Genomic DNA, 17,988 nt, shown 5'->3' with positions numbered 1-17,988 from the left:
AGAGTGCTCGTACTCGTCGCTCCCGGCCAGGGCGCCCAGACGCCCGGCTTCCTGACTGACTGGCTCGCCCTTCCCGGCGCCGCGGACCGCGTCGCCGCGTGGTCCGACGCCATTGGACTCGATCTCGCCCACTTCGGTACCAAGGCCGACGCGGACGAGATCCGTGACACGTCCGTCGCCCAGCCGCTGCTGGTCGCCGCCGGTCTCCTCTCCGCCGCGGCACTCGGTGACATTGCGGCCGAGATCGCGCCCGGCGCGGTCGCGGGGCACAGCGTCGGTGAGATCACCGCCGCCGCGTTCGCGGGCGTCCTCGACGACACCGCCGCGCTGACCCTCGTACGCCGTCGGGGCCTGGCCATGGCCGAGGCCGCCGCGGTGACGGAGACCGGCATGTCGGCGCTGCTCGGCGGCGACCCCGAGGTGAGCGTCGCGCACCTGGAGAAGCTCGGCCTGACCCCGGCGAACGTGAACGGCGCGGGGCAGATCGTGGCGGCCGGCACCATGGAGCAGTTGGCCGCGCTGAGCGAGGACAAGCCCGAGGGTGTCCGCAAGGTCGTCCCGCTGAAGGTGGCCGGCGCGTTCCACACGCGGCACATGGCGCCGGCGGTGGACACGCTCGCCGAGGCGGCGAAGGCGCTGACGCCGGGCGACCCGAAGGTGACGTACGTCTCGAACAAGGACGGGCGGGCCGTCGCCACCGGCGCCGAGGTGCTGGAGCGGCTGGTCGGCCAGGTGGCCAACCCGGTCCGCTGGGACCTGTGCATGGAGACGTTCAAGGAGCTGGGCGTCACCGCGATCGTCGAGGTGTGCCCGGGCGGCACGCTGACCGGGCTGGCCAAGCGTGCGCTGCCCGGCGTGAAGACGCTGGCCCTGAAGTCCCCCGCCGACCTCGACGCGGCCCGCGAGCTCGTCGCCGAGCACACCCAGCAGGCCTGACAAGGAGCGCGACAGCATGTCGAAGATCAAGCCCAGCAAGGGCGCCCCGTACGCGCGCATCCTCGGCGTCGGCGGATACCGTCCGACCCGGGTGGTGCCGAACGAGGTGATCCTCGAGACGATCGACTCGTCCGACGAGTGGATCCGCTCACGCTCCGGCATCGAGACCCGGCACTGGGCCGGCCCCGAGGAGACCGTCGCCGCGATGTCGGTCGAGGCGTCCGGCAAGGCGATCGCGGACGCCGGTATCGACGCCGGGCAGATCGGCGCCGTGGTCGTCTCGACCGTGTCGCACTTCAGCCAGACCCCGGCCATCGCCACCGAGATCGCCGACCGGCTCGGCACGGACAAGGCCGCGGCCTTCGACATCTCGGCGGGCTGCGCGGGCTTCGGCTACGGCCTGACCCTGGCCAAGGGCATGATCGTCGAGGGCTCGGCGGAGTACGTACTCGTCATCGGCGTGGAGCGGCTGTCCGACCTGACCGACCTGGAGGACCGGGCCACCGCCTTCCTCTTCGGCGACGGCGCCGGCGCGGTCGTGGTCGGCCCGTCCCAGGAGCCGGCGATCGGCCCGACGGTCTGGGGCTCGGAGGGCGACAAGTCCGAGACGATCAAGCAGACGGTCCCCTGGGACCGGTTCAGGATCGGCGACGTCTCCGAACTGCCCCTCGACTCCGAGGGCAACGTCAAGTTTCCTGCGATCACGCAGGAGGGCCAGGCGGTGTTCCGCTGGGCCGTGTTCGAGATGGCGAAGGTCGCTCAGCAGGCGCTGGACGCGGCCGGGATCAGCCCGGACGACCTGGACGTCTTCATCCCGCACCAGGCCAACGTGCGGATCATCGACTCGATGGTGAAGACGCTTAAACTGCCGGAGCACGTCACGGTCGCCCGTGACATCCGCACCACCGGCAACACCTCGGCCGCCTCGATTCCGCTCGCGATGGAGCGGCTTCTGGCGACCGGCGACGCGAAGAGCGGCGACACCGCCCTCGTCATCGGCTTCGGGGCGGGTCTCGTCTACGCCGCGACGGTCGTTACCCTCCCCTAGGCACTCCGTGCCGGATCACGCGGTCCGGAACGGAGAGCAGCAACACCCTGCCGCCGACGCGGCGGGCCGCCACACCCTCCGGACAACAAAGAAGGAGCGCCATCATGGCCGCCACTCAGGAAGAGATCGTCGCCGGTCTCGCGGACATCGTGAACGAGATCGCCGGCATCCCGGTTGAGGACGTCCAGTTGGACAAGTCCTTCACCGACGACCTGGACGTCGACTCCCTGTCCATGGTCGAGGTCGTCGTCGCCGCCGAAGAGCGCTTCGACGTCAAGATCCCGGACGAGGACGTCAAGAACCTCAAGACGGTCGGCGACGCGACGAAGTACATCCTCGACCACCAGGCCTGATCCGTCGATACTCGGGCATAACCCGGGTATCGGACAGATCCGGGCAGACTGCCCCGCCGCCCGGCGGTGGCGCCGTACGAATCCGTATCCCGTTGGAGAAAGAATTCCCGTGAGCTCGACCAATCGCACCGTGGTCGTCACCGGTATCGGCGCAACCACACCGCTGGGTGGCGACGCAGCCTCGACCTGGGAGGGCCTGGTGGCCGGCAAGTCCGGCGTCCAGCCCCTGGAGCAGGAGTGGGCCGCCGACCAGGCGGTCCGCATCGCCGCGCCCGCCGCCGTGGACCCCTCCGAGGTCATCCCGCGACCGCAGGCCCGCCGACTGGACCGCTCGGCGCAGTTCGCGCTGATCGCGGCCCAGGAGGCCTGGAAGGACGCCGGATACTCCGGCAAGGCGGGCGAGAGCCCCGTGGACGACGGGGCGGCCCATGTCGACCCCGACCGGCTCGGTGCGGTCATCGCCTCCGGCATCGGCGGCGTGACGACCCTGCTCGACCAGTACGACGTGCTGAAGGAGAAGGGCGTCCGCCGCGTCTCCCCGCACACCGTCCCCATGCTGATGCCGAACGGCCCCTCGGCCAACGTGGGCCTGGCCGTGGGCGCCCGTGCCGGCGTGCACACGCCGGTCTCCGCCTGCGCGTCGGGTGCCGAGGCCATCGGCTACGCCATCGAGATGATCCGCACCGGCCGCGCCGACGTCGTCGTCGCGGGTGGCACGGAGGCGGCGATCCACCCGCTGCCCATCGCCGCGTTCGGCAACATGATGGCGATGTCCAAGAACAACGACGACCCGCAGGGTGCCTCGCGCCCCTTCGACACGGGCCGGGACGGCTTCGTCCTCGGTGAGGGCGCCGGCGTCGTCGTCCTGGAGTCCGCCGAGCACGCCGCCGCGCGCGGTGCCCGCGTCTACGCGGAGGCGGTCGGCCAGGGCGTCTCCGCCGACAGCCACGACATCGTGCAGCCGGAGCCGGAGGGCCGCGGCATCTCGGCCGCCCTGCAGAACCTGCTGGACCGCAATGACCTGGACCCGGCCGAGATCGTGCACGTCAACGCGCACGCCACCTCGACGCCGGCCGGTGACATCGCCGAGCTGAAGGCGCTGCGCAAGGTCCTCGGAGACGACGTCGACCACATGGCGGTCTCCGGCACCAAGTCGATGACCGGTCACCTGCTCGGTGGCGCGGGCGGCGTGGAGTCGGTCGCGACCGTGCTCGCCCTGTACCACCGGGTGGCGCCGCCGACCATCAACGTCGAGAACCTCGACCCCGAGGCCGAGGCCAACGCGGACATCGTCCGCGGCGAGGCCCGCAAGCTCCCGGTCGAGGGCCGTATCGCCGCGCTGAACGACTCGTTCGGCTTCGGCGGGCACAATGTCGTGCTCGCGTTCCGGTCGGTCTGAGCGACTGCCGTACGTACGTGAAGGGCCCCACCGAACGGAACGTTTCGGTGGGGCCCTTCACGTGTGCCGGGGCGGGGAGCAGGAGGTGTCACACCACCTGGTGCAGCCAGCGGACCGGGGCGCCCTCGCCCGCGTGGCGGAAGGGCTCCAGTTCGTCGTCCCAGGGCTTGCCGAGGAGCTTGGCGATGTCGGACTCCAGGTCGCTCTCGCCGCGCCGGGAGCGGACCAGGGCGGCGCGCAGCCGGTCCTCGGGGATCATGATGTCGCCGTGGATGCCGGTGACGGCGTGGAAGATGCCGAGGTCGGGAGTGCAGCTATAGCGCTCGCCCTCGGCGTTCGCGGAGGGTTCCGCGGTGGCCTCGAAGCGCAGCAACTGCCAGCCGCGCAGCGCGGAGGCGAGCTTGGAGGCGATGCCGGCCTGGCCCTGCCAGGAGAACTCCGAGCGCCAGGTGCCGGGCGCGGCGGGCTGCCGGATCCAGTCCAGGCCGACGCGCGTGCCGAGCACCCCGGCGATGGCCCACTCGACGTGCGGGCAGAGCGCGCGCGGCGCGGAGTGCACGTACAGAACTCCACGTGTCGTCACCGGAACCTCCGGGCTGAGCGGGACATCTCGGAACGGGTGGAACGGGTAGAACTGGTGGAACTGGTGGAACGGCGGTGACCGGGCGGGTCACGTTGATGGCGAGGCTACCGTGCGACGGCGCAAGGAGTGTGACGTACCGTCGGTCCCGCCGCCGACAAACCTCCGCCATTCACCCGGCAGGACCCTTGTACGGGTGTGAGCCGTTGCATCGCCGCCCTCGGGAACCCTCGCGCGGTGTCATGGGTTGAGCACGTTGGAGGCACGAGGCGAGGGGTGGGACCGGTATGGGGCGAGTGTCGGAGCGCAGGACGCGGGGTGGCCGCGGCCTTGGCCGTGCGCGTGCCGCGCTCGCCGTCCTGACCGCCGCCGTCCTGGGCGTGGCGGGCTGCGACGCCGCGGGCGGCGACTCCCCCGCCCCCTCGCCCAGCGCGTCGAAGCGGTCGAAGACCGCTCCGGCCTGGGACACGAGTCCGGCGTCGGTCGCCGCCGTGGGCGACTCCATCACGCGCGGCTTCGACGCCTGTACGGTCCTGTCGGACTGCCCCGAAGTGTCGTGGGCGACCGGCAGCAGCGCCGAGGTCGACTCTCTCGCCGTACGCCTGCTGGGTAAGGCGAAGGCGCCCGGGAAAAGCTGGAACTACGCGGTCACCGGGGCCCGGATGGCGGATCTGACCGCCCAGGTGACCCGGGCGGCGAAGCACGAGCCGCAACTGGTGGCGGTGATGGCCGGGGCGAACGACGCGTGCCGGTCCACGACCTCGGCGATGACCTCGGTGGCGGACTTCCGGGCCCAGTTCGAGGAGGCGATGGCCACCCTGCGCGAGAAGCTGCCCAAGGCGCAGGTGTACGTGTCGAGCATCCCGGACCTGAAGCGGCTGTGGTCCCAGGGGCGCACCAACGCGCTGGGCAAACAGGTGTGGAAGCTGGGCCTGTGCCCGTCGATGCTGGGCGACGCGGACTCCATGGACTCGGCGGCGACCCTGCGGCGCAACACCGTGCGGGACCGGGTGGAGGACTACAACGAGGTGCTGCGGGAGGTCTGCGCGAAGGACCGGCGGTGCCGCACCGACGACGGCGCGGTCCACGCGTACCGGTTCGGCACGGACCAGTTGAGCCACTGGGACTGGTTCCACCCGAGCGTCAGCGGGCAGGCCCGGCTGGCCGAGATCGCGTACCGCGCGGTGACCGCGAAGACGCCCTGACCGGCGTGGCCGGCGTAACCAGCGTGACCGACCTGACCGGCCTGACCTGGGCATGTCCTAGAGTTCCGCACATGAGCGAACTCTTCGGCACACTTTCCGACGGCACCCCGGTACACCGCTGGACCCTGGAGCGGTCCGGCGTACGGGTACGGGTCCTGTCGTACGGCGGGATCGTGCAGTCGGCCGAGGTCCCGGACCGGGACGGGAACACCGCCGACGTGGTGCTGGGGTTCGCCGATCTGGACGGCTATGTGACGCACCCGGAGCCCTACCTCGGCGCGCTCGTCGGGCGCTACGCCAACCGGATCGCGGGCGGACGTCTCGCGCTGGACGGGCGGACGTACACGCTGGCCCTCAACAACGGGCCGAACTCGCTGCACGGCGGCGAGCGCGGCTTCGACAAGCGCGTGTGGGACGTGGAGCCCGTCGGGGACGCCGGACACTGCATCCGGCTCCGCCTGGTCAGCCCGCACGGCGAGGAGGGCTTCCCGGGCCGGGTGGAGATCTCGGTGACGTACACGCTTCAGGAGCCGGGGGCGCTGCGGATCGCCTACGAGGCGGTCACGGACGCGCCGACCGTGCTGAACCCGACGAACCACAGCTACTTCAACCTGAGCGGCTCCGGGCACGCGGGCGGGCACGAGCTGCGGCTCGCCGCCTCCCGGATCACGCCGGTCGACGCCGATCTGATCCCGACGGGCGGCCCGGAGGACGTGACCGGCACCCGCTTCGACTTCCGGCAGGCGCGCAAGACCGGCTCGGGATACGACCACAACTTCGTCCTCGACAAGGGCGTGACCGCCACCGCCGAGGAGGTCGCCGAGCTGTACGACCCGGCGTCGGGGCGCGTGCTCACGGTGGCGACGACCGAGCCGGGACTGCAGCTCTACACGGCCGACCACCTGGGCGAGCCCCTCGCCCCCGGGGACGGGATCGCGCTGGAGACACAGCACTTCCCGGACTCCCCGAACCGGCCGGAGTTCCCGAGCACGGTGCTGCGGCCGGGCGAGGTGTTCCGCTCGGAGACGGTGTACGGCTTCTCGGTGCGCTAGCGCGTTCCTCGGTTGCGTTAGCGAGTTTCTCGGTGCGCTAGCGAGTTTCTCGGTGCGCTAGCGAGGTTCTCGGTGCGCCGGCGAGTTCTCGACGCGTCGGCGGGCGTCGGCGGAGGCCGCGCGCCCACCGCTCAGCCCCGGCCCTGCCGTCAGGTCCCGGACCGGGGCTGTTCGCGGGGGCACTCCCTCGCGGGCGTCCCGGAGTCAGACGTTAATCGTCGCGGTGATCCGGCGGTCCGCGATCGAGCGTCCGATCTGGAGTTCGTACGAACCCTTCACAAACACCCACGAGCCGGTCGCCCCGTCCCAGCTCTCGAAGGCGCGGCGCGGCAGCTCGACGGTGACCTCGACGCACTCGCCGGGTGCGGCCTCGGCCCCGGCGAACCCGGCCAGCCGGCGCAGGGGGCGGGCGGCGTCGCGTTCGGCGGGGGCGAGGTAGAGCTGGACGACCTCGCGGCCGGGGCGGTCGCCGGTGTTGCGGACGCGGATCCTCGCGGTGGTGCCCTCCACGTCGGCGGACTCGTAGGTCCAGTCGGTGTAGCCGAGGCCGTGGCCGAAGGGATGGGCCGGGGTGCGTCCTGCCCGGTCCCAGGCCCGGTAGCCGATGAAGACGTCCTCGTCGTAGGGAAGCTCACCGCCGGCCGGGGTCACCCGGGTGACCGGCGCGTCGGCCAGGGCGCCCCAGGTGGTGGGCAGCCGGCCGCCGGGCTCGTGGGCGCCGGTCAGGACGTCGGCCAGGGCCGCGCCGCCCTCCTGGCCGGGGAACCAGCTCAGCAGTACGGCGGCGACGTCCTCGCGCCACGGCAGCTCCACCGGGGAGCCGGAGTTGACGACCACGACGGTGTTCGGGTTGGCGGCGGCGACCGCGCGGACCAGGTCGTCCTGGCGGCCGGGGAGCCGCAGGTCGGTGCGGTCGAAGCCCTCGGACTCGACCCGGTCGGTGGTGGCGACGACGACCACGGCGGTGTCGGCGGCGCCCGCGGCCCGGGCCGCCTCGGCGATCAGCTCGTCCGGGTCGCGCTGCGGCTCGGCGTGGGCGAGGGCGAAGGTGACGACCTTCATCGCCGTGCCCCCGGGCAGGTCGACGACGTACCGGAGGGCGACGTCGACGGGCCGGCCTGCGGTGAGTTCCACCTCGGCGCGGGGTTCGGGGGCGCCGAAGAAGGTCAGGAAGGGGTCGTCCTTGGCGGGGCGCTGGTGGTCGTCGTAGTACGTGGTGCCGTCGACGGTGAGGGTGAAGGCGCCCATGCCCTTGATGCCGAAGGTGTGCGGGCCGCTCTCGCGCGGGGTGAAGGTGCCGGTCAATTCGACGGTGTGCAGCCTGTCGTGGGTGACGCCGGCGGGGAGGTCGGAGCCCATCCACTGGATGTGCCCGTTGGGTGCCGCCCCGGTGCCGATGACCTCGCCGGCGGTGTCGCGGCAGACGGCGCGCAGCTCGAAGCCCCGGTCGGCGACGGCGAGTTCGGTGTTCGGGTCGGCGCCGACCGCGTAGGTGAGGGCGCCGGCCGGGAGGGCCGCGGTGAGGCCGTCCAGCGGGCTGACGACGTGCGCGGGGAAGACGGTGGCGGAGCCGCCGCCGAGGACGCGGGCGTCGCGGGCGGCGGCGCCGGTCAGCGCGACCGTGCCGGGCCGCAGCGGGAGCGCCGGGCCCTCGTTGCGGACGAGGACGAAGGAGCGGCGGGCGATCTCGCGGGCGAGTGCGGGGCCGTCCACGGGCTCCGGCGGTTCGGTGACGGCCGGTTCGGCGCCGTCGAGGGCGCCGACGCGGGCGGCGAGCCGCAGCACGTTGCGTACGGCGGCGTCCACCTCGGCCTCCTCGGCCTCGCCGGCGCGGACGGCCCGCGCGAGCGCCTCGCCGTACACGGTCCTCGGGCCGGGCATCGCCACGTCCAGGCCGCCCTTGAGGGCGCCGGTGGTGGAGCGGGCGGCCGCCCAGTCGGAGACGTTGAAGCCGTCGAAGCCCCACTCGCCGCGCAGGACCTCGTTGACCAGGTGGTGGTGCTCGGTCATGGTCGGGCCGTTGACCGAGTTGTAGGCGGTCATGACGCCCCAGGGCCGGGCGCCCTCGACGATGGCCTCGAAGGGGGCCAGGTACAGCTCGCGCAGCGCGCGTTCGGAGACCAGGTTGTCGACGGTGAAGCGGTCGGTCTCGGCGTCGTTGGCGACGAAGTGCTTCATGGTGGTGCCGACGCCGCCGGACTGGACGCCCCGGACGTAGCCGGTGCCGATCCGGCCGGTCAGGTACGGGTCCTCGCTGTACGCCTCGAAGTGCCGGCCGCCGAGCGGGGAGCGGTGCAGGTTGACCGTGGGGGCGAGCAGCACGTGGACGCCCTTGCGGCGGGCCTCCTGTGCCAGCAGCACCCCGGCCCGGTGGGCGAGGCCGGGGTCCCAGCAGGCGGCGAGCGCGGTCGGCGAGGGCAGGGCCACGGACGGGTCGTCGGAGGTCCAGCGGACGCCGCGCACGCCGACGGGGCCGTCGGACATCACCAGGGACCTCAGACCGATCTCCGGCAGGGCGGGCAGCGTCCACATGTCCTGTCCGGACAGCAGCCGGGCCTTCGCGTCCAGGCCGAGGCGTGCGAGTGCCGCCTCGACGGCCGCCTCCCGGGCCGCGTCCTCCGCGCCCACCGCCGCCCGCGTCCCCATCTCCCGCGTCCCCGTCTCCCGCGTCCCTGTCCCTGCCTCTACCTCTGCCTCTGCCTCTGCCCGTGCCTCTGAGTCCGCCACCGCGGGGACCTCCTCGTCGACTCCGTGAACGTGTTCATCCTGCCTCGCTCACCAGCGTTCGAATCGGGAGCGCGACCCGTCCACCCCGCCCGTGCCGTAGCGCGCGCCCCTTCCGTCACGCGATACTTCCGCCGTCCGGCAGCGCACCCCACGGCGACGGAAGGACCTGGACTCCCTTGACACCCATACGCGTTCGGATCGGCGTACTCGGACTGGCCCTGGTGGCGGGACTCGCGGCCCCCACGACGGCGACGGCGGCCACGGCCACTCCCCCGGCGGGCACCGCCCCCGCACCGACCGTCGAGGAGCGGCGGCGGACCGCACTGCCGACGGAGCTGGAGCGCACCTCGCACCGTCAGAGCAACCTGCCCTTGCCGCACACCGGGCACGGCAAGGGCGGGGGCCGGTGCATGAGCATGTGCTGCTCACCGGCTTCGACCGTTCCTGAAGACTGAGCAAGAGCGAATCCCTCTCAGCCGCGCGCCCCGAACGGTCTTGGGCGCACTGGTCCCTGGCGTACTCAACCCCGAGGCGGCGACACGGATCCTGTCCGTGGTCCGATCCCGGGAGGCCGGTTCCCTTGCGGCCTGGCCGAATGGGTACGGACAGAGGGCGACGGAGAGGCCCCAAACCTTCTCCCTGGAGGAGAGGGGGCTCCGCACGCTGGCTCCGTTCCCGGCGTCCCAGATCGCACGGTCACGTTAACCCGATCAGCCCAGAGCACCGCAAGCCCGCTCCCGGAATGTCACGCGATCGAGTTAACACGACCTCGTACGCACCCCGGTGCGCAGTTACCACCCTGGACCGGGGCATCCGGATCTCCAACCCGTCCGGCGCCGTCGCGCTCGCGCTGGACGGCACGGTGATCGACACCCCGGACGGCCCCGCGCGGGTGGAGACGGCGATGTTCCCGGTGCGGTGGCGGGACTTCGCGGACGGCACGGTGGAGCGGGCGCTGCGGCCGTATCTGCCGAGGGTGGACCTGTTCACCACCGTCAGTCAGGGCAGGGTCGGGCGGTTCGACGTGGAGCGGACCAACGGGGCCTGGCGGGGCGGCTTCCCCGACAACGACAACGTCTCCCGCACGGAGACGGTCCCCGTGGCCGACCCGGCCTCGCAGCCGCAGTGGACGACGACCACGCTGCCGTACGCGGCGATCACGGCCGCGGACACCGGCCGCTTCCCGGTGTACGACAACACGAGCGTGACCGAGATCCCGGCCGGAGGGACCGAGTCGGTCGTCCGGCCGGACGGGCCCACTCCCGGTTCGACGGCCCGTGCGGGGGGCGGCGGGAACTACCTCTCCAACGAGATCGCCTATCGCGCGACGCTGCTGCGGGACCGGCTCGGGCTGCACGGCACGCTGCCGGGCGGGCACGTCCACACGCCGGTGCTCCAGTTCGGGGCCGGGAACTCCGACCCGGCGACGGGCGCGGTCACCGACCCGGCGTTCGTACGCAACCGGCTGGACATCATGGCGCAGACGCGGGCGATCCTGACCGTGGCGGTCAGCGCGTCGGGGCCGGACCGGAGCTGACAGACGGGTCGGCGGAGCCGCCACCGGCCGGGTCGCCGCCCGCGGGACCGTCGCCCGCGGGACCGTCGCCGGCCCGGTCGTCCCCGTCGCGGTCGTCCCCGTCGCGGGTCTCCTCGCCCAGCAGCTCGCGGGCGAGGAGCGTGGCGCCCGCGACCGCGCCCGGCATCAGGAACACCGCGACGAACGGCACCAGGAAGGACACGCCCAGCGGGGTGCCGAAGCCCCAGACCAGCATCCTGCGGGAGCGCAGCAGCGCGAGGCGCTCACGCAGCTCGACCCCGCGGCGCTGGAGGGCGACGGCGGCCAGCTCCTCGGTGAGGAAGAAGCCGGTGACGAGGAAGCCGACCACCGGGACCACCGTCTGGCCGACGACCGGGATGAAGCCGAGCGCGAAGAGCAGCACGCCCCAGACGGCGGCGCGGGCGAGGATCCGCAGGCTGTCGCGCCCCGAGATCCACAGCTCGCGCCAGAGCGGCAGGTCGGACTCGGGAGCGGTGCCGTCCGGGGAGACGTCGCGGTCGACCCGCTCGGAGAGGGCCTCGTAGAAGGGCTGGCCGACCAGCAGGGTGACCGCGGTGAAGGTGAGGACGGCCAGGAGCAGGGCGAGGGCGAACAGCACGGCGGTGAGGAACCCGCGGAAGAGTCCGAGCCAGGGGCTCGACCAGTCGTCGGCGAAGGGGGTCGCCCAGCCGACGAAGTCGTCGCCCCACAGCGCGAGCGCGATCAGCACGCCCACATACAGGACGAGGGTGATCAGGCCCGGGACGAGCCCGAAGCCGTAGCTCCTGCCGTGCCGGGCCACCCAGCGCTGGCCCTTCAGGAGATGACCGAATCCCGCCCCAAGATCGCGCATGGGTACGACCTTACCGGTCGCCCCGGGCGCGGACGGCGAGAACTGCGACCAACAGGGTCGGTACGAGGAGCAGTCCGAAGGCCAGGCCGTATCCGCCGAGAGGGGAGGCGCCGGCGGCGAGGGAGCCGTTGAGCACCGCGAAGGCCAGGGCGAGTACGACGACCTGACCGAGGTTCATGTTGGTCTGCATGGCGCCGGTGGTCCGGCCCTGGCGGTGCGGTGCGCTGTGTTTGAGGGACAGCACGGTGACGCAGGGGTCGAGCAAGCCCATGCCGATGGCGGACAGCGGCATGGCCGCCGCCGCCGTGGCCGCGGGCACGCCGTCGGCGCAGCCGGTCACCGCGAGAGCGACGGACAGGGCCATGACCAGCGCGCCCACGGTGACGAGCCGGTGCCGGGCGACGTGCTGGAGCGCCTTGCCCTGCACCCAGGAGGCGCCGGCCCACAGCAGCGCGGAGGCGGTGAAGGCCATGCCGATCACGAGCGCGTCGACCCTCCGTTCGGTGATCAGCATGAGCGGCACCAGGGCCTCCACCGTGAAGAACGTGCCGGAGGTCAGGCCGCGCAGCAGCACCGCGGTGGGCAGGCCCCGGGCGCTGCGCCAGGTCCCGCGCGGCAGCAGCCTGGGCGCGAACACCGCGAGCAGCACGACGCCGGCGACGGCGAACACCATGTGGCGCACGTCCCAGGCGGACACGCCGTACTGCCCGAGCGCCGCACCCACGCTGAGCATCGCCGCCACCAGCAGCGGCGGACGGACGGCCCGTTCGTCCGCGGACGGCAGACCGGCCGCAGCGTCCGTGCCGTCCGACCGCCCGCCGCCCGGACGGTCGCGCAGGACGACGACGAGGGCCAGAGCGGGCAGGGCGGTCAGCACGGCCAGCCCGTAGAAGACCACGCGCCAGGACCACGCTTCGACGACCACTCCGGCCAGCGGGGGGCCGATCAGTGACGGGACGACCCAGCTCGCGCTCATCATGGCGAGCATCCTGGGCCGCAGGTGCTCGGGGTAGGCCTGGCCGATGGCGGTGGTCACCGACACCGCCACCATGCCGGCGGCCAGCCCGTCCAGGAACCGGCCGGCGGCGAGCTGCCACACCGACGTGCTGGACGCGGACACCAGCAGCGTGAGCACCGACAGCACCATGCCGAGCGCCAACGGGCGCCGGGCGCCCACCCGGTCCGCCCAGTGCCCCCCGAGCACCCCGCCGAGGAGGCTCGCTGCGACGAAGCAGCCCGCCACGACGGGGAACAGGGACACACCGTCCAGCTCGCGGGCGGCGGTCGGCAGGGTGGGCACCACGGCGAGCGCGGCGAAGCCGGTCAGGAACATCACCACGGCGAAGGTCAGCGTGGCGGCGAGATACGGCGGCGAGAAGATGCCGATCTCCCCGGCCTCGGTGGGCTTGGCCCCGGTGGCTGCTCCCGACCGCGCTCCCGCTGCCCGCGTCACGCCGAAACCAACCCCTATTTCTGGTCTGGACCATTGGTCAGGACAGACGGGAATCTATGAGCCGTCAATCCGTTGGTCAACAGAAATACGTGCCGTACGGGGACTGGAAGCGGTCAGGCGAGCGTCACCGTGATGTCGCCGCGGGTCGCCTTGGAGTACGGGCAGACCTGGTGGGCCTTGGCCACCAGGGACCGCGCGGTGGCGGCGTCGACCGCCGGGATCTCGGCGGAGATCTCGACGGTGATCCCGAACCCGTCGTCGTTCTTGCCGATGCCGACCTTCGCGGTGACGGTCGAACCGGTGACGTCGGCGCCCTCCTGGCGGGCCACGACGCCGAGCGCGCCCTGGAAGCAGGCGCTGTATCCGGCGGCGAAGAGCTGCTCGGGGTTGGTGCCGGCGCCGTTGCCGCCCATCTCCTTGGGCGGGTTCACGACCACGTCGAGCTTGCCGTCATCGGTGGCCACCCGTCCGTCGCGGCCGTTCTCGGCGGTGGCCACGGCGGTGTAGAGGACCTCGGACTGCTTGATGGGCATAGGGGTGTCTTCCTCCTCGGTCCGCCGTGACTCGCGCCCACGATCACGACGAATTTCGGAAAGACGTTACCGCATGCCGGAAGTGCAGTGAAGGGCAGTCCGGCAAGGGCTCAGAGCTTGACGATCATCTTGCCGGTGTTGTCTCCGCGCAGGACCCCGAGGAAAGCGTCCAGGTTGTTCTCGATGCCCTGGACGACCGTCTCGCGGTACTTCAGCTCGCCCGAGCGGACCCAGGGGCCGACCTCCTCGACGAACTTCGGCTGGAGGTCGTAGTGGTCACCGACCAGGAAGCCCTCGATGCGGCCGCGGGTCTGGATGAGGCGGGGGAGGTTCTTCGGGCCGGGCGCGGGCGCGGTGTTGTTGTAGACGGAGATCGCGCCGCAGATGGCGATACGGCCGTTGAGGTTGAGGGAGCCGATGGCGGCCTCCAGGTGGTCGCCGCCCACGTTGTCGAAGTAGACGTCGACGCCGTCCGGGGCGGCGGCGCGGAGCTGCTCGCGCACCGGGCCGTCTTTGTAGTTGAAGGCCGCGTCGAAGCCGTACTCGTCGAGGAGCAGCCTGACCTTCTCGTCCGAGCCGGCCGAGCCGATGACCCGGGAGGCGCCCTTGAGCTTCGCGATCTGGCCGACCTGGCTGCCGACGGCGCCCGCCGCACCCGAGACGAAGACGGCGTCGCCCTGCTTGAAGGAGGCGGTGTGCAGCAGGCCGACGTATGCGGTGAGCCCGGTCATGCCGAGCACGCCGAGGTACGTCGACAGCGGCGCCGCCTGCGGGTCCACCTTGACGGCGTTCTTCGCGTCCACGGCGGCGTACTCGCGCCAGCCGAAGTAGTGCAGGACGTGGTCGCCGACGGCGATGCCCTCGGCGTTGGAGGCGACGACCTCGCCGACCGCGCCGCCCAGCATGGGCTTGCCCAGCTCGTAGGGGGCGGCGTAGGACTTGGCGGCGCTCATGCGGCCGCGCATGTACGGGTCGACGGAGACGAACAGGTTGCGCACCAGCACCTGGCCCTCACCCGGGGTGGGGACCTCCGCCTCGACGAGCGCGAAGTCCTCGGGCTTCGGCCAGCCGACCGGGCGGGTGACCAGGTGCCATTCGCGGTTGACGGCGGGGAGGGCGGGGGACTCGGTCATGGGGACCTTCCTGGGCTGGATGGCAAGTGTTTCAGTACCTGAAACAACCATGCGGCTGAACATTTCAGAATGTCAAACAAATGGGTACCCTGGATTCCATGGCCACACCACGCGACACGACGCGCCGACCCGACGCTCTCACCCTCGAGGTCGTCGAGCTGATCGGCGAGGTCGTGGCCCGCTTCCACGCGGACTACGAGGAGGCGGCGGCGGAGCGCGCCCTGACCGGGGCCCAGGCCAAGCTGCTGAGCCTGCTGTCGCTGGAGCCGCTGCCGATGCGGAAGCTGGCCCACAAGCTGAAGTGCGAGCCGTCGAACGTCACAGGGATCGTGGACCGGCTGGAGGCACGGGGGCTGGTCGAACGGCGGCCCGACCCCGGCGACCGGCGCGTGAAGGTCGCGGCGGCGACGGAGGAGGGACGGCGGGTGGCGCGGGGGCTGCGGGAGTCACTGCGGTTCGCACGGGAGCCACTGGCGGGGCTTTCGGAGGGGGAACGGGTGGCCCTGCGGGACGCGTTGCGGCTGATGGTCGGGGAGGGCTCGCCGGAAGGCTGACCATCACCGCGTTTCGAACTCGTACTGCAACTCGTAGAGGTGCCCGGCCTTCACCATGACCGTCACCTCGACCGGTCCGTCACCGTCACCGTCACCGTGGACGACCCGGAGGGTGCGCAGGACGGGCGTGCTGCTGGTGAGGTGCAGTGCCTGGTACTGCTCCTGGGTCGGAATCCGCGCGGAGACTCGGTCCACGCTTCGGCGGGCGGGGTGGCCCAGTTTGGCCAGCAGCGCGGGTGCACCACCCTTGATCCGGCGCCGCTCCATGAGCTCCGTGTCCCTGGCGATGCCCAACGGGTAATAGCAGTCGGCGAGTTCGGCGGGTTCGTCGTCGATCAGGAGAATCTGACTGCGCAGCAGTGCCGTGCCGTCTACGGAGAGGCCGAAGACGGAACGGACGTCGACGGGTGGGCGGACCTCCGCGACATCACGGAGGACGCTGCGGGCGCGGGTGCCGTGCTTGGCGGCCTCCGCGAGCCAGCGGTCCGCTGTCGTGAGCGCGGCCGGTGAGACCGTACGCTGCCGGTGCTCGCGGACGGTGACGGAGGCTCCGGCCCTGCCGACCACGAGACCCTCCTCTTTGAGGAGCTGCAACGCCTTCTGCACCGTGGCGTTCGACGCGTCGAAGCGCTCCTTGAGCCGTGCCGTGGAGGGGAGGCTCGCGCCTGGCGCCAGTTCGCCACTCATGATGTCGTCGCGCAGGTCGGCGGCGATGCGCTCGTGGAGGGAGCGACCGTCGACGCCTTCCGTTTCCGCCTGGGGCACGGTCATCCGATCTCGATCTCGTAGCGCAGCCTCTGCCGCAGGGCAGGCATCACCATACGATCCACCTGGATCGGGCGGTCCTCGCGGTCGAGCGTCACTCGGGTGAGCCGCAGCACCGGTTCATCGGGGGCGGTCTCCATGGTCCGGCGCTCTCCCTCGTCCGGCATCGTGGCCGTCACGTCCTCGCGCACCAGGACGCCGATGTGGCCGAGTTCGGCTAGCAGCGTGACCGCGCCGCCACGGATCTTGGCAGTGCGCGCCAGGGCGGTGCCCTGGGCGACGGCCAGCGGGTAGTACGTGTCGGTCAGCTCGTTCGGCAGCTCGTCGAGGAGGATCAGACGCCGACGCACGACGACCGGTTCTGCTTCGGCGATGCCCAGAAGTTTCGCCACCTCGGCGGGCGCCGGTACCTCGCCGGCATGCAGGATGCGCTGGGTTCCCCGGCGGCCCTGCGCCTCGGCCTCCGCGCCCCAGGCGTCGCCGTGGCCCTTCTCCTGCGGCGTCAGATACGGAAGAGACGTGCTGACCCAACTGCTCGCACTCATGAGGCCCTCCTCGCGGCCGACACTTACGCCCATCGGGGGCCAACGTTAGGCGACTTCGCCCGTGTGTTCCTCACCATCATGCCACCTAGCCACCTTTCACGAAAAGCGATAAGGTTGCGCTTCGTCGGACGCCCCCAACTCCGTGAGGTGGCCCCCGTGTCCTTGTCGCGACACCGCCGTTTCCCACGCTCGCGCGCCTCGGTGCGCGACGCCCGTGCCTTCGTTCGTCAGGTCTTGACGGGATGGGGTCGCACCGATCGGCTGGACGACATAACGCTCTGCGTATCGGAGTTGGCCACCAACGCGATCCTCCACGGAGCGCCGCCCGGCAGGGAGTACTGCGTGAGTCTCACGCTCGACGGCTCGGTGATCCGCCTCGCGGTGCGTGACAGCGGCGACCGACAGCTCGATGTCGACGTCCCGGAGGCGGACCCGGAGGCATGTTCCGGGCGCGGTCTACGACTTGCCCGGGACGTTGCCGACGACATGGGGGTCACCCAGGAAGTTGTCGGCAAAAGCGTCTGGGTGGTTCTCAAGACCGTGTCGCCGAGCGAAGGGGCTGGGGAGGCCGTCTGCTGACGCACGGCCCGGCTCACCGACGTCGACCACTCTCCGGGGGGCCGCCACCAGGAACGCACCGCGCTCCCGCTTCAGCCACCGTCCGGTCGCCGGTCCTCGTTCAGCTTCAGCACGCTTGCATCCCTGAGGGCGAGGCGGACCTCGTGTGCGAAGCCGGCGGTGTCTTCGAGCCCGAATGCCGTGCGTTGCAGCACGAACCCGTGCAGGAGCGCCATGACCACCCGCGATCCGCGGTCGGGGTCGAGTTCGGCCGGCACAGTGCCTGCCCGTTGACCGGCGCGCAGCGCGTCGGCCACCCGCCCGCGGACCCGTTCGAAGCCGGTGTTGGCGCGCTGTCGCAGCCCCTCGTCGCGCAGGAGTTCGGCCCACGACTGGACGGCGCAGCGCAGGAGCTCGTCGACGGGAACGGTGTTGCCCGCCGCGTCGGCCGCCTCGTCACCGCTCACCCGGGTCATCGCCGCCTCGACAAGATCAGCGGCGGTGACGTTCTCGGCCGCGTCGACGATCCGCCGGATCGGATCGAAGATCAGCCGGAACGCCTCCCCGGCGATCTCCAGGATCAGTTCGTCCTTGCCGGTGAAGTAGCGATACGGGGCGCCGACCGCCACGCCCGCTTCGGTGGCGATGTCGGGCATCGAGGTCTGATGGAAACCGTCGCGGGCGAAGCAGCGCCGCGCTGCGGCGATGATCTGAGCGCGGTTCGCCTCCCGGCGAGCAGGGGTGATGCGGGGCACAG

18 protein-coding genes and 1 pseudogene are annotated in these 17,988 nt (G+C 71.8%); 10 read left to right on the top strand and 9 right to left on the bottom strand.

The genetic code is table 11. From position 1 onward, the window contains the following. Nucleotides 1-3: 3 nt before the first annotated feature. The 4 genes from KUM40_RS10065 (at nt 4) to KUM40_RS10050 (ending at nt 3,736) form a co-directional block, all read left to right on the top strand. On the top strand, nt 4-936 hold the full coding sequence (locus KUM40_RS10065; protein WP_217165262.1) for an ACP S-malonyltransferase: 933 nt from the start codon (nt 4-6) through the stop codon (nt 934-936). A gap of 16 nt (nt 937-952) precedes the next feature. Next, the gene (locus tag KUM40_RS10060) at nt 953-1,984 is read left to right on the top strand and encodes a ketoacyl-ACP synthase III (RefSeq protein WP_217165261.1); all 1,032 of its coding nucleotides are present in this window, start codon (nt 953-955) and stop codon (nt 1,982-1,984) included. 104 nt (nt 1,985-2,088) lie between these two features. After that, nucleotides 2,089-2,337: an acyl carrier protein gene (locus KUM40_RS10055; protein ID WP_007449219.1), complete on the top strand. Its 249-nt coding sequence runs from the start codon at nt 2,089-2,091 to the stop codon at nt 2,335-2,337. Between the two features lie 109 nt (nt 2,338-2,446). Next, a complete protein-coding gene (locus KUM40_RS10050) occupies nt 2,447-3,736 on the top strand; it encodes a beta-ketoacyl synthase (protein WP_217165259.1) in 1,290 nt (429 codons plus the stop codon). Between the two features lie 88 nt (nt 3,737-3,824). On the opposite strand, the gene KUM40_RS10045 is transcribed toward KUM40_RS10050, so the two are convergent. Next, nucleotides 3,825-4,319: a DUF3145 domain-containing protein gene (locus KUM40_RS10045; RefSeq protein ID WP_217165256.1), complete on the bottom strand. Its 495-nt coding sequence runs from the start codon at nt 4,317-4,319 to the stop codon at nt 3,825-3,827. A gap of 284 nt (nt 4,320-4,603) precedes the next feature. Between KUM40_RS10045 and KUM40_RS10040 the strand changes: the two genes are divergently transcribed. Further along, on the top strand, nt 4,604-5,521 hold the full coding sequence (locus tag KUM40_RS10040; RefSeq protein WP_217165254.1) for an SGNH/GDSL hydrolase family protein: 918 nt from the start codon (nt 4,604-4,606) through the stop codon (nt 5,519-5,521). 71 nt (nt 5,522-5,592) lie between these two features. After that, on the top strand, nt 5,593-6,573 hold the full coding sequence (locus KUM40_RS10035) for an aldose epimerase family protein (RefSeq protein ID WP_217165253.1): 981 nt from the start codon (nt 5,593-5,595) through the stop codon (nt 6,571-6,573). A 204-nt stretch (nt 6,574-6,777) separates the two neighbouring features. Here the strand turns inward: KUM40_RS10035 and KUM40_RS10030 are convergent, their stop codons facing one another. Then, a complete protein-coding gene (locus KUM40_RS10030; protein WP_217165251.1) occupies nt 6,778-9,219 on the bottom strand; it encodes a glycoside hydrolase family 3 protein in 2,442 nt (813 codons plus the stop codon). Between the two features lie 257 nt (nt 9,220-9,476). On the opposite strand from KUM40_RS10030, the gene KUM40_RS42080 reads away from it, so the two are divergent. Next, nucleotides 9,477-9,755, top strand: a complete 279-nt coding sequence (locus KUM40_RS42080; protein ID WP_217165346.1) for a hypothetical protein — start codon at nt 9,477-9,479, stop codon at nt 9,753-9,755. 341 nt (nt 9,756-10,096) lie between these two features. Beyond that, a pseudogene (locus KUM40_RS10020) lies at nt 10,097-10,837 on the top strand (pyroglutamyl peptidase); the annotation flags it as partial. Here the strand turns inward: KUM40_RS10020 and KUM40_RS10015 are convergent. The 4 genes from KUM40_RS10015 to KUM40_RS10000 all read right to left on the bottom strand — a co-directional run bounded on the left by KUM40_RS10015 (nt 10,809) and on the right by KUM40_RS10000 (nt 14,809). Beyond that, a complete protein-coding gene (locus KUM40_RS10015) occupies nt 10,809-11,690 on the bottom strand; it encodes an EI24 domain-containing protein (protein ID WP_217165249.1) in 882 nt (293 codons plus the stop codon). The pseudogene KUM40_RS10020 and the gene KUM40_RS10015 sit on opposite strands and share 29 nt — an antisense overlap. A 10-nt stretch (nt 11,691-11,700) precedes the next feature. Further along, nucleotides 11,701-13,077, bottom strand: a complete 1,377-nt coding sequence (locus tag KUM40_RS10010; RefSeq protein ID WP_308401109.1) for an MFS transporter — start codon at nt 13,075-13,077, stop codon at nt 11,701-11,703. 179 nt (nt 13,078-13,256) lie between these two features. Further along, nucleotides 13,257-13,676 (bottom strand): organic hydroperoxide resistance protein, encoded by a 420-nt coding sequence (locus KUM40_RS10005; RefSeq protein WP_217165247.1) that lies wholly within the window; start codon nt 13,674-13,676, stop codon nt 13,257-13,259. Between the two features lie 110 nt (nt 13,677-13,786). Next, nucleotides 13,787-14,809, bottom strand: coding sequence for an NADP-dependent oxidoreductase (locus KUM40_RS10000; protein ID WP_217165245.1), 1,023 nt, complete (start codon nt 14,807-14,809; stop codon nt 13,787-13,789). Nucleotides 14,810-14,907: 98 nt separating this feature from the next. Here KUM40_RS10000 and KUM40_RS09995 point away from each other — a divergent pair, with 98 nt between their 5' ends. After that, nucleotides 14,908-15,363 (top strand): MarR family winged helix-turn-helix transcriptional regulator, encoded by a 456-nt coding sequence (locus KUM40_RS09995; protein ID WP_217165243.1) that lies wholly within the window; start codon nt 14,908-14,910, stop codon nt 15,361-15,363. A 3-nt stretch (nt 15,364-15,366) separates the two neighbouring features. Here KUM40_RS09995 and KUM40_RS09990 read toward each other — a convergent pair whose 3' ends face one another. Both KUM40_RS09990 and KUM40_RS09985 read right to left on the bottom strand, forming a co-directional pair. After that, nucleotides 15,367-16,134, bottom strand: a complete 768-nt coding sequence (locus KUM40_RS09990; RefSeq protein ID WP_217165241.1) for a GntR family transcriptional regulator — start codon at nt 16,132-16,134, stop codon at nt 15,367-15,369. Then, nucleotides 16,131-16,673 carry a GntR family transcriptional regulator gene (locus KUM40_RS09985; RefSeq protein WP_217165239.1) on the bottom strand — a complete coding sequence of 181 codons (543 nt, stop codon included), beginning with the start codon at nt 16,671-16,673 and terminating at the stop codon, nt 16,131-16,133. The genes KUM40_RS09990 and KUM40_RS09985 overlap by 4 nt, the downstream gene beginning before the upstream one ends. A gap of 78 nt (nt 16,674-16,751) precedes the next feature. Here KUM40_RS09985 and KUM40_RS09980 point away from each other — a divergent pair, with 78 nt between their 5' ends. Then, nucleotides 16,752-17,252: an ATP-binding protein gene (locus KUM40_RS09980; protein WP_308401108.1), complete on the top strand. Its 501-nt coding sequence runs from the start codon at nt 16,752-16,754 to the stop codon at nt 17,250-17,252. Nucleotides 17,253-17,323: 71 nt separating this feature from the next. Here KUM40_RS09980 and KUM40_RS09975 read toward each other — a convergent pair whose 3' ends face one another. Next, nucleotides 17,324-17,986, bottom strand: a complete 663-nt coding sequence (locus KUM40_RS09975; RefSeq protein ID WP_217165236.1) for a TetR/AcrR family transcriptional regulator — start codon at nt 17,984-17,986, stop codon at nt 17,324-17,326. Nucleotides 17,987-17,988: the final 2 nt, after the last annotated feature.

The sequence above is a fragment of the Streptomyces sp. AC512_CC834 genome, from assembly GCF_019049325.1.
In the GTDB taxonomy this organism is placed as follows: Bacteria; Actinomycetota; Actinomycetes; order Streptomycetales; family Streptomycetaceae; genus Streptomyces.
The sequence above is the reverse complement of the archived record's forward strand: the minus strand, read 5'-3'. Positions and strand labels throughout refer to the sequence as shown.

What these genes read in the sequence shown, in the direction of transcription:
- KUM40_RS10060 (WP_217165261.1), top strand. Translation starts at nt 953, where the DNA reads ATGTCGAAGATCAAGCCCAGCAAGGGCGCCCCGTACGCGCGCATCCTC.
- KUM40_RS10055 (WP_007449219.1), top strand. Translation starts at nt 2,089, where the DNA reads ATGGCCGCCACTCAGGAAGAGATCGTCGCCGGTCTCGCGGACATCGTG.
- KUM40_RS10040 (WP_217165254.1), top strand. Translation starts at nt 4,604, where the DNA reads ATGGGGCGAGTGTCGGAGCGCAGGACGCGGGGTGGCCGCGGCCTTGGC.
- KUM40_RS10035 (WP_217165253.1), top strand. Translation starts at nt 5,593, where the DNA reads ATGAGCGAACTCTTCGGCACACTTTCCGACGGCACCCCGGTACACCGC.
- KUM40_RS10030 (WP_217165251.1), bottom strand. Translation starts at nt 9,219, where the DNA reads ATGGGGACGCGGGCGGCGGTGGGCGCGGAGGACGCGGCCCGGGAGGCG.
- KUM40_RS10015 (WP_217165249.1), bottom strand. Translation starts at nt 11,690, where the DNA reads ATGCGCGATCTTGGGGCGGGATTCGGTCATCTCCTGAAGGGCCAGCGC.
- KUM40_RS10005 (WP_217165247.1), bottom strand. Translation starts at nt 13,676, where the DNA reads ATGCCCATCAAGCAGTCCGAGGTCCTCTACACCGCCGTGGCCACCGCC.
- KUM40_RS10000 (WP_217165245.1), bottom strand. Translation starts at nt 14,809, where the DNA reads ATGACCGAGTCCCCCGCCCTCCCCGCCGTCAACCGCGAATGGCACCTG.
- KUM40_RS09995 (WP_217165243.1), top strand. Translation starts at nt 14,908, where the DNA reads ATGGCCACACCACGCGACACGACGCGCCGACCCGACGCTCTCACCCTC.
- KUM40_RS09990 (WP_217165241.1), bottom strand. Translation starts at nt 16,134, where the DNA reads ATGACCGTGCCCCAGGCGGAAACGGAAGGCGTCGACGGTCGCTCCCTC.
- KUM40_RS09985 (WP_217165239.1), bottom strand. Translation starts at nt 16,673, where the DNA reads ATGAGTGCGAGCAGTTGGGTCAGCACGTCTCTTCCGTATCTGACGCCG.
- KUM40_RS09980 (WP_308401108.1), top strand. Translation starts at nt 16,752, where the DNA reads ATGCCACCTAGCCACCTTTCACGAAAAGCGATAAGGTTGCGCTTCGTC.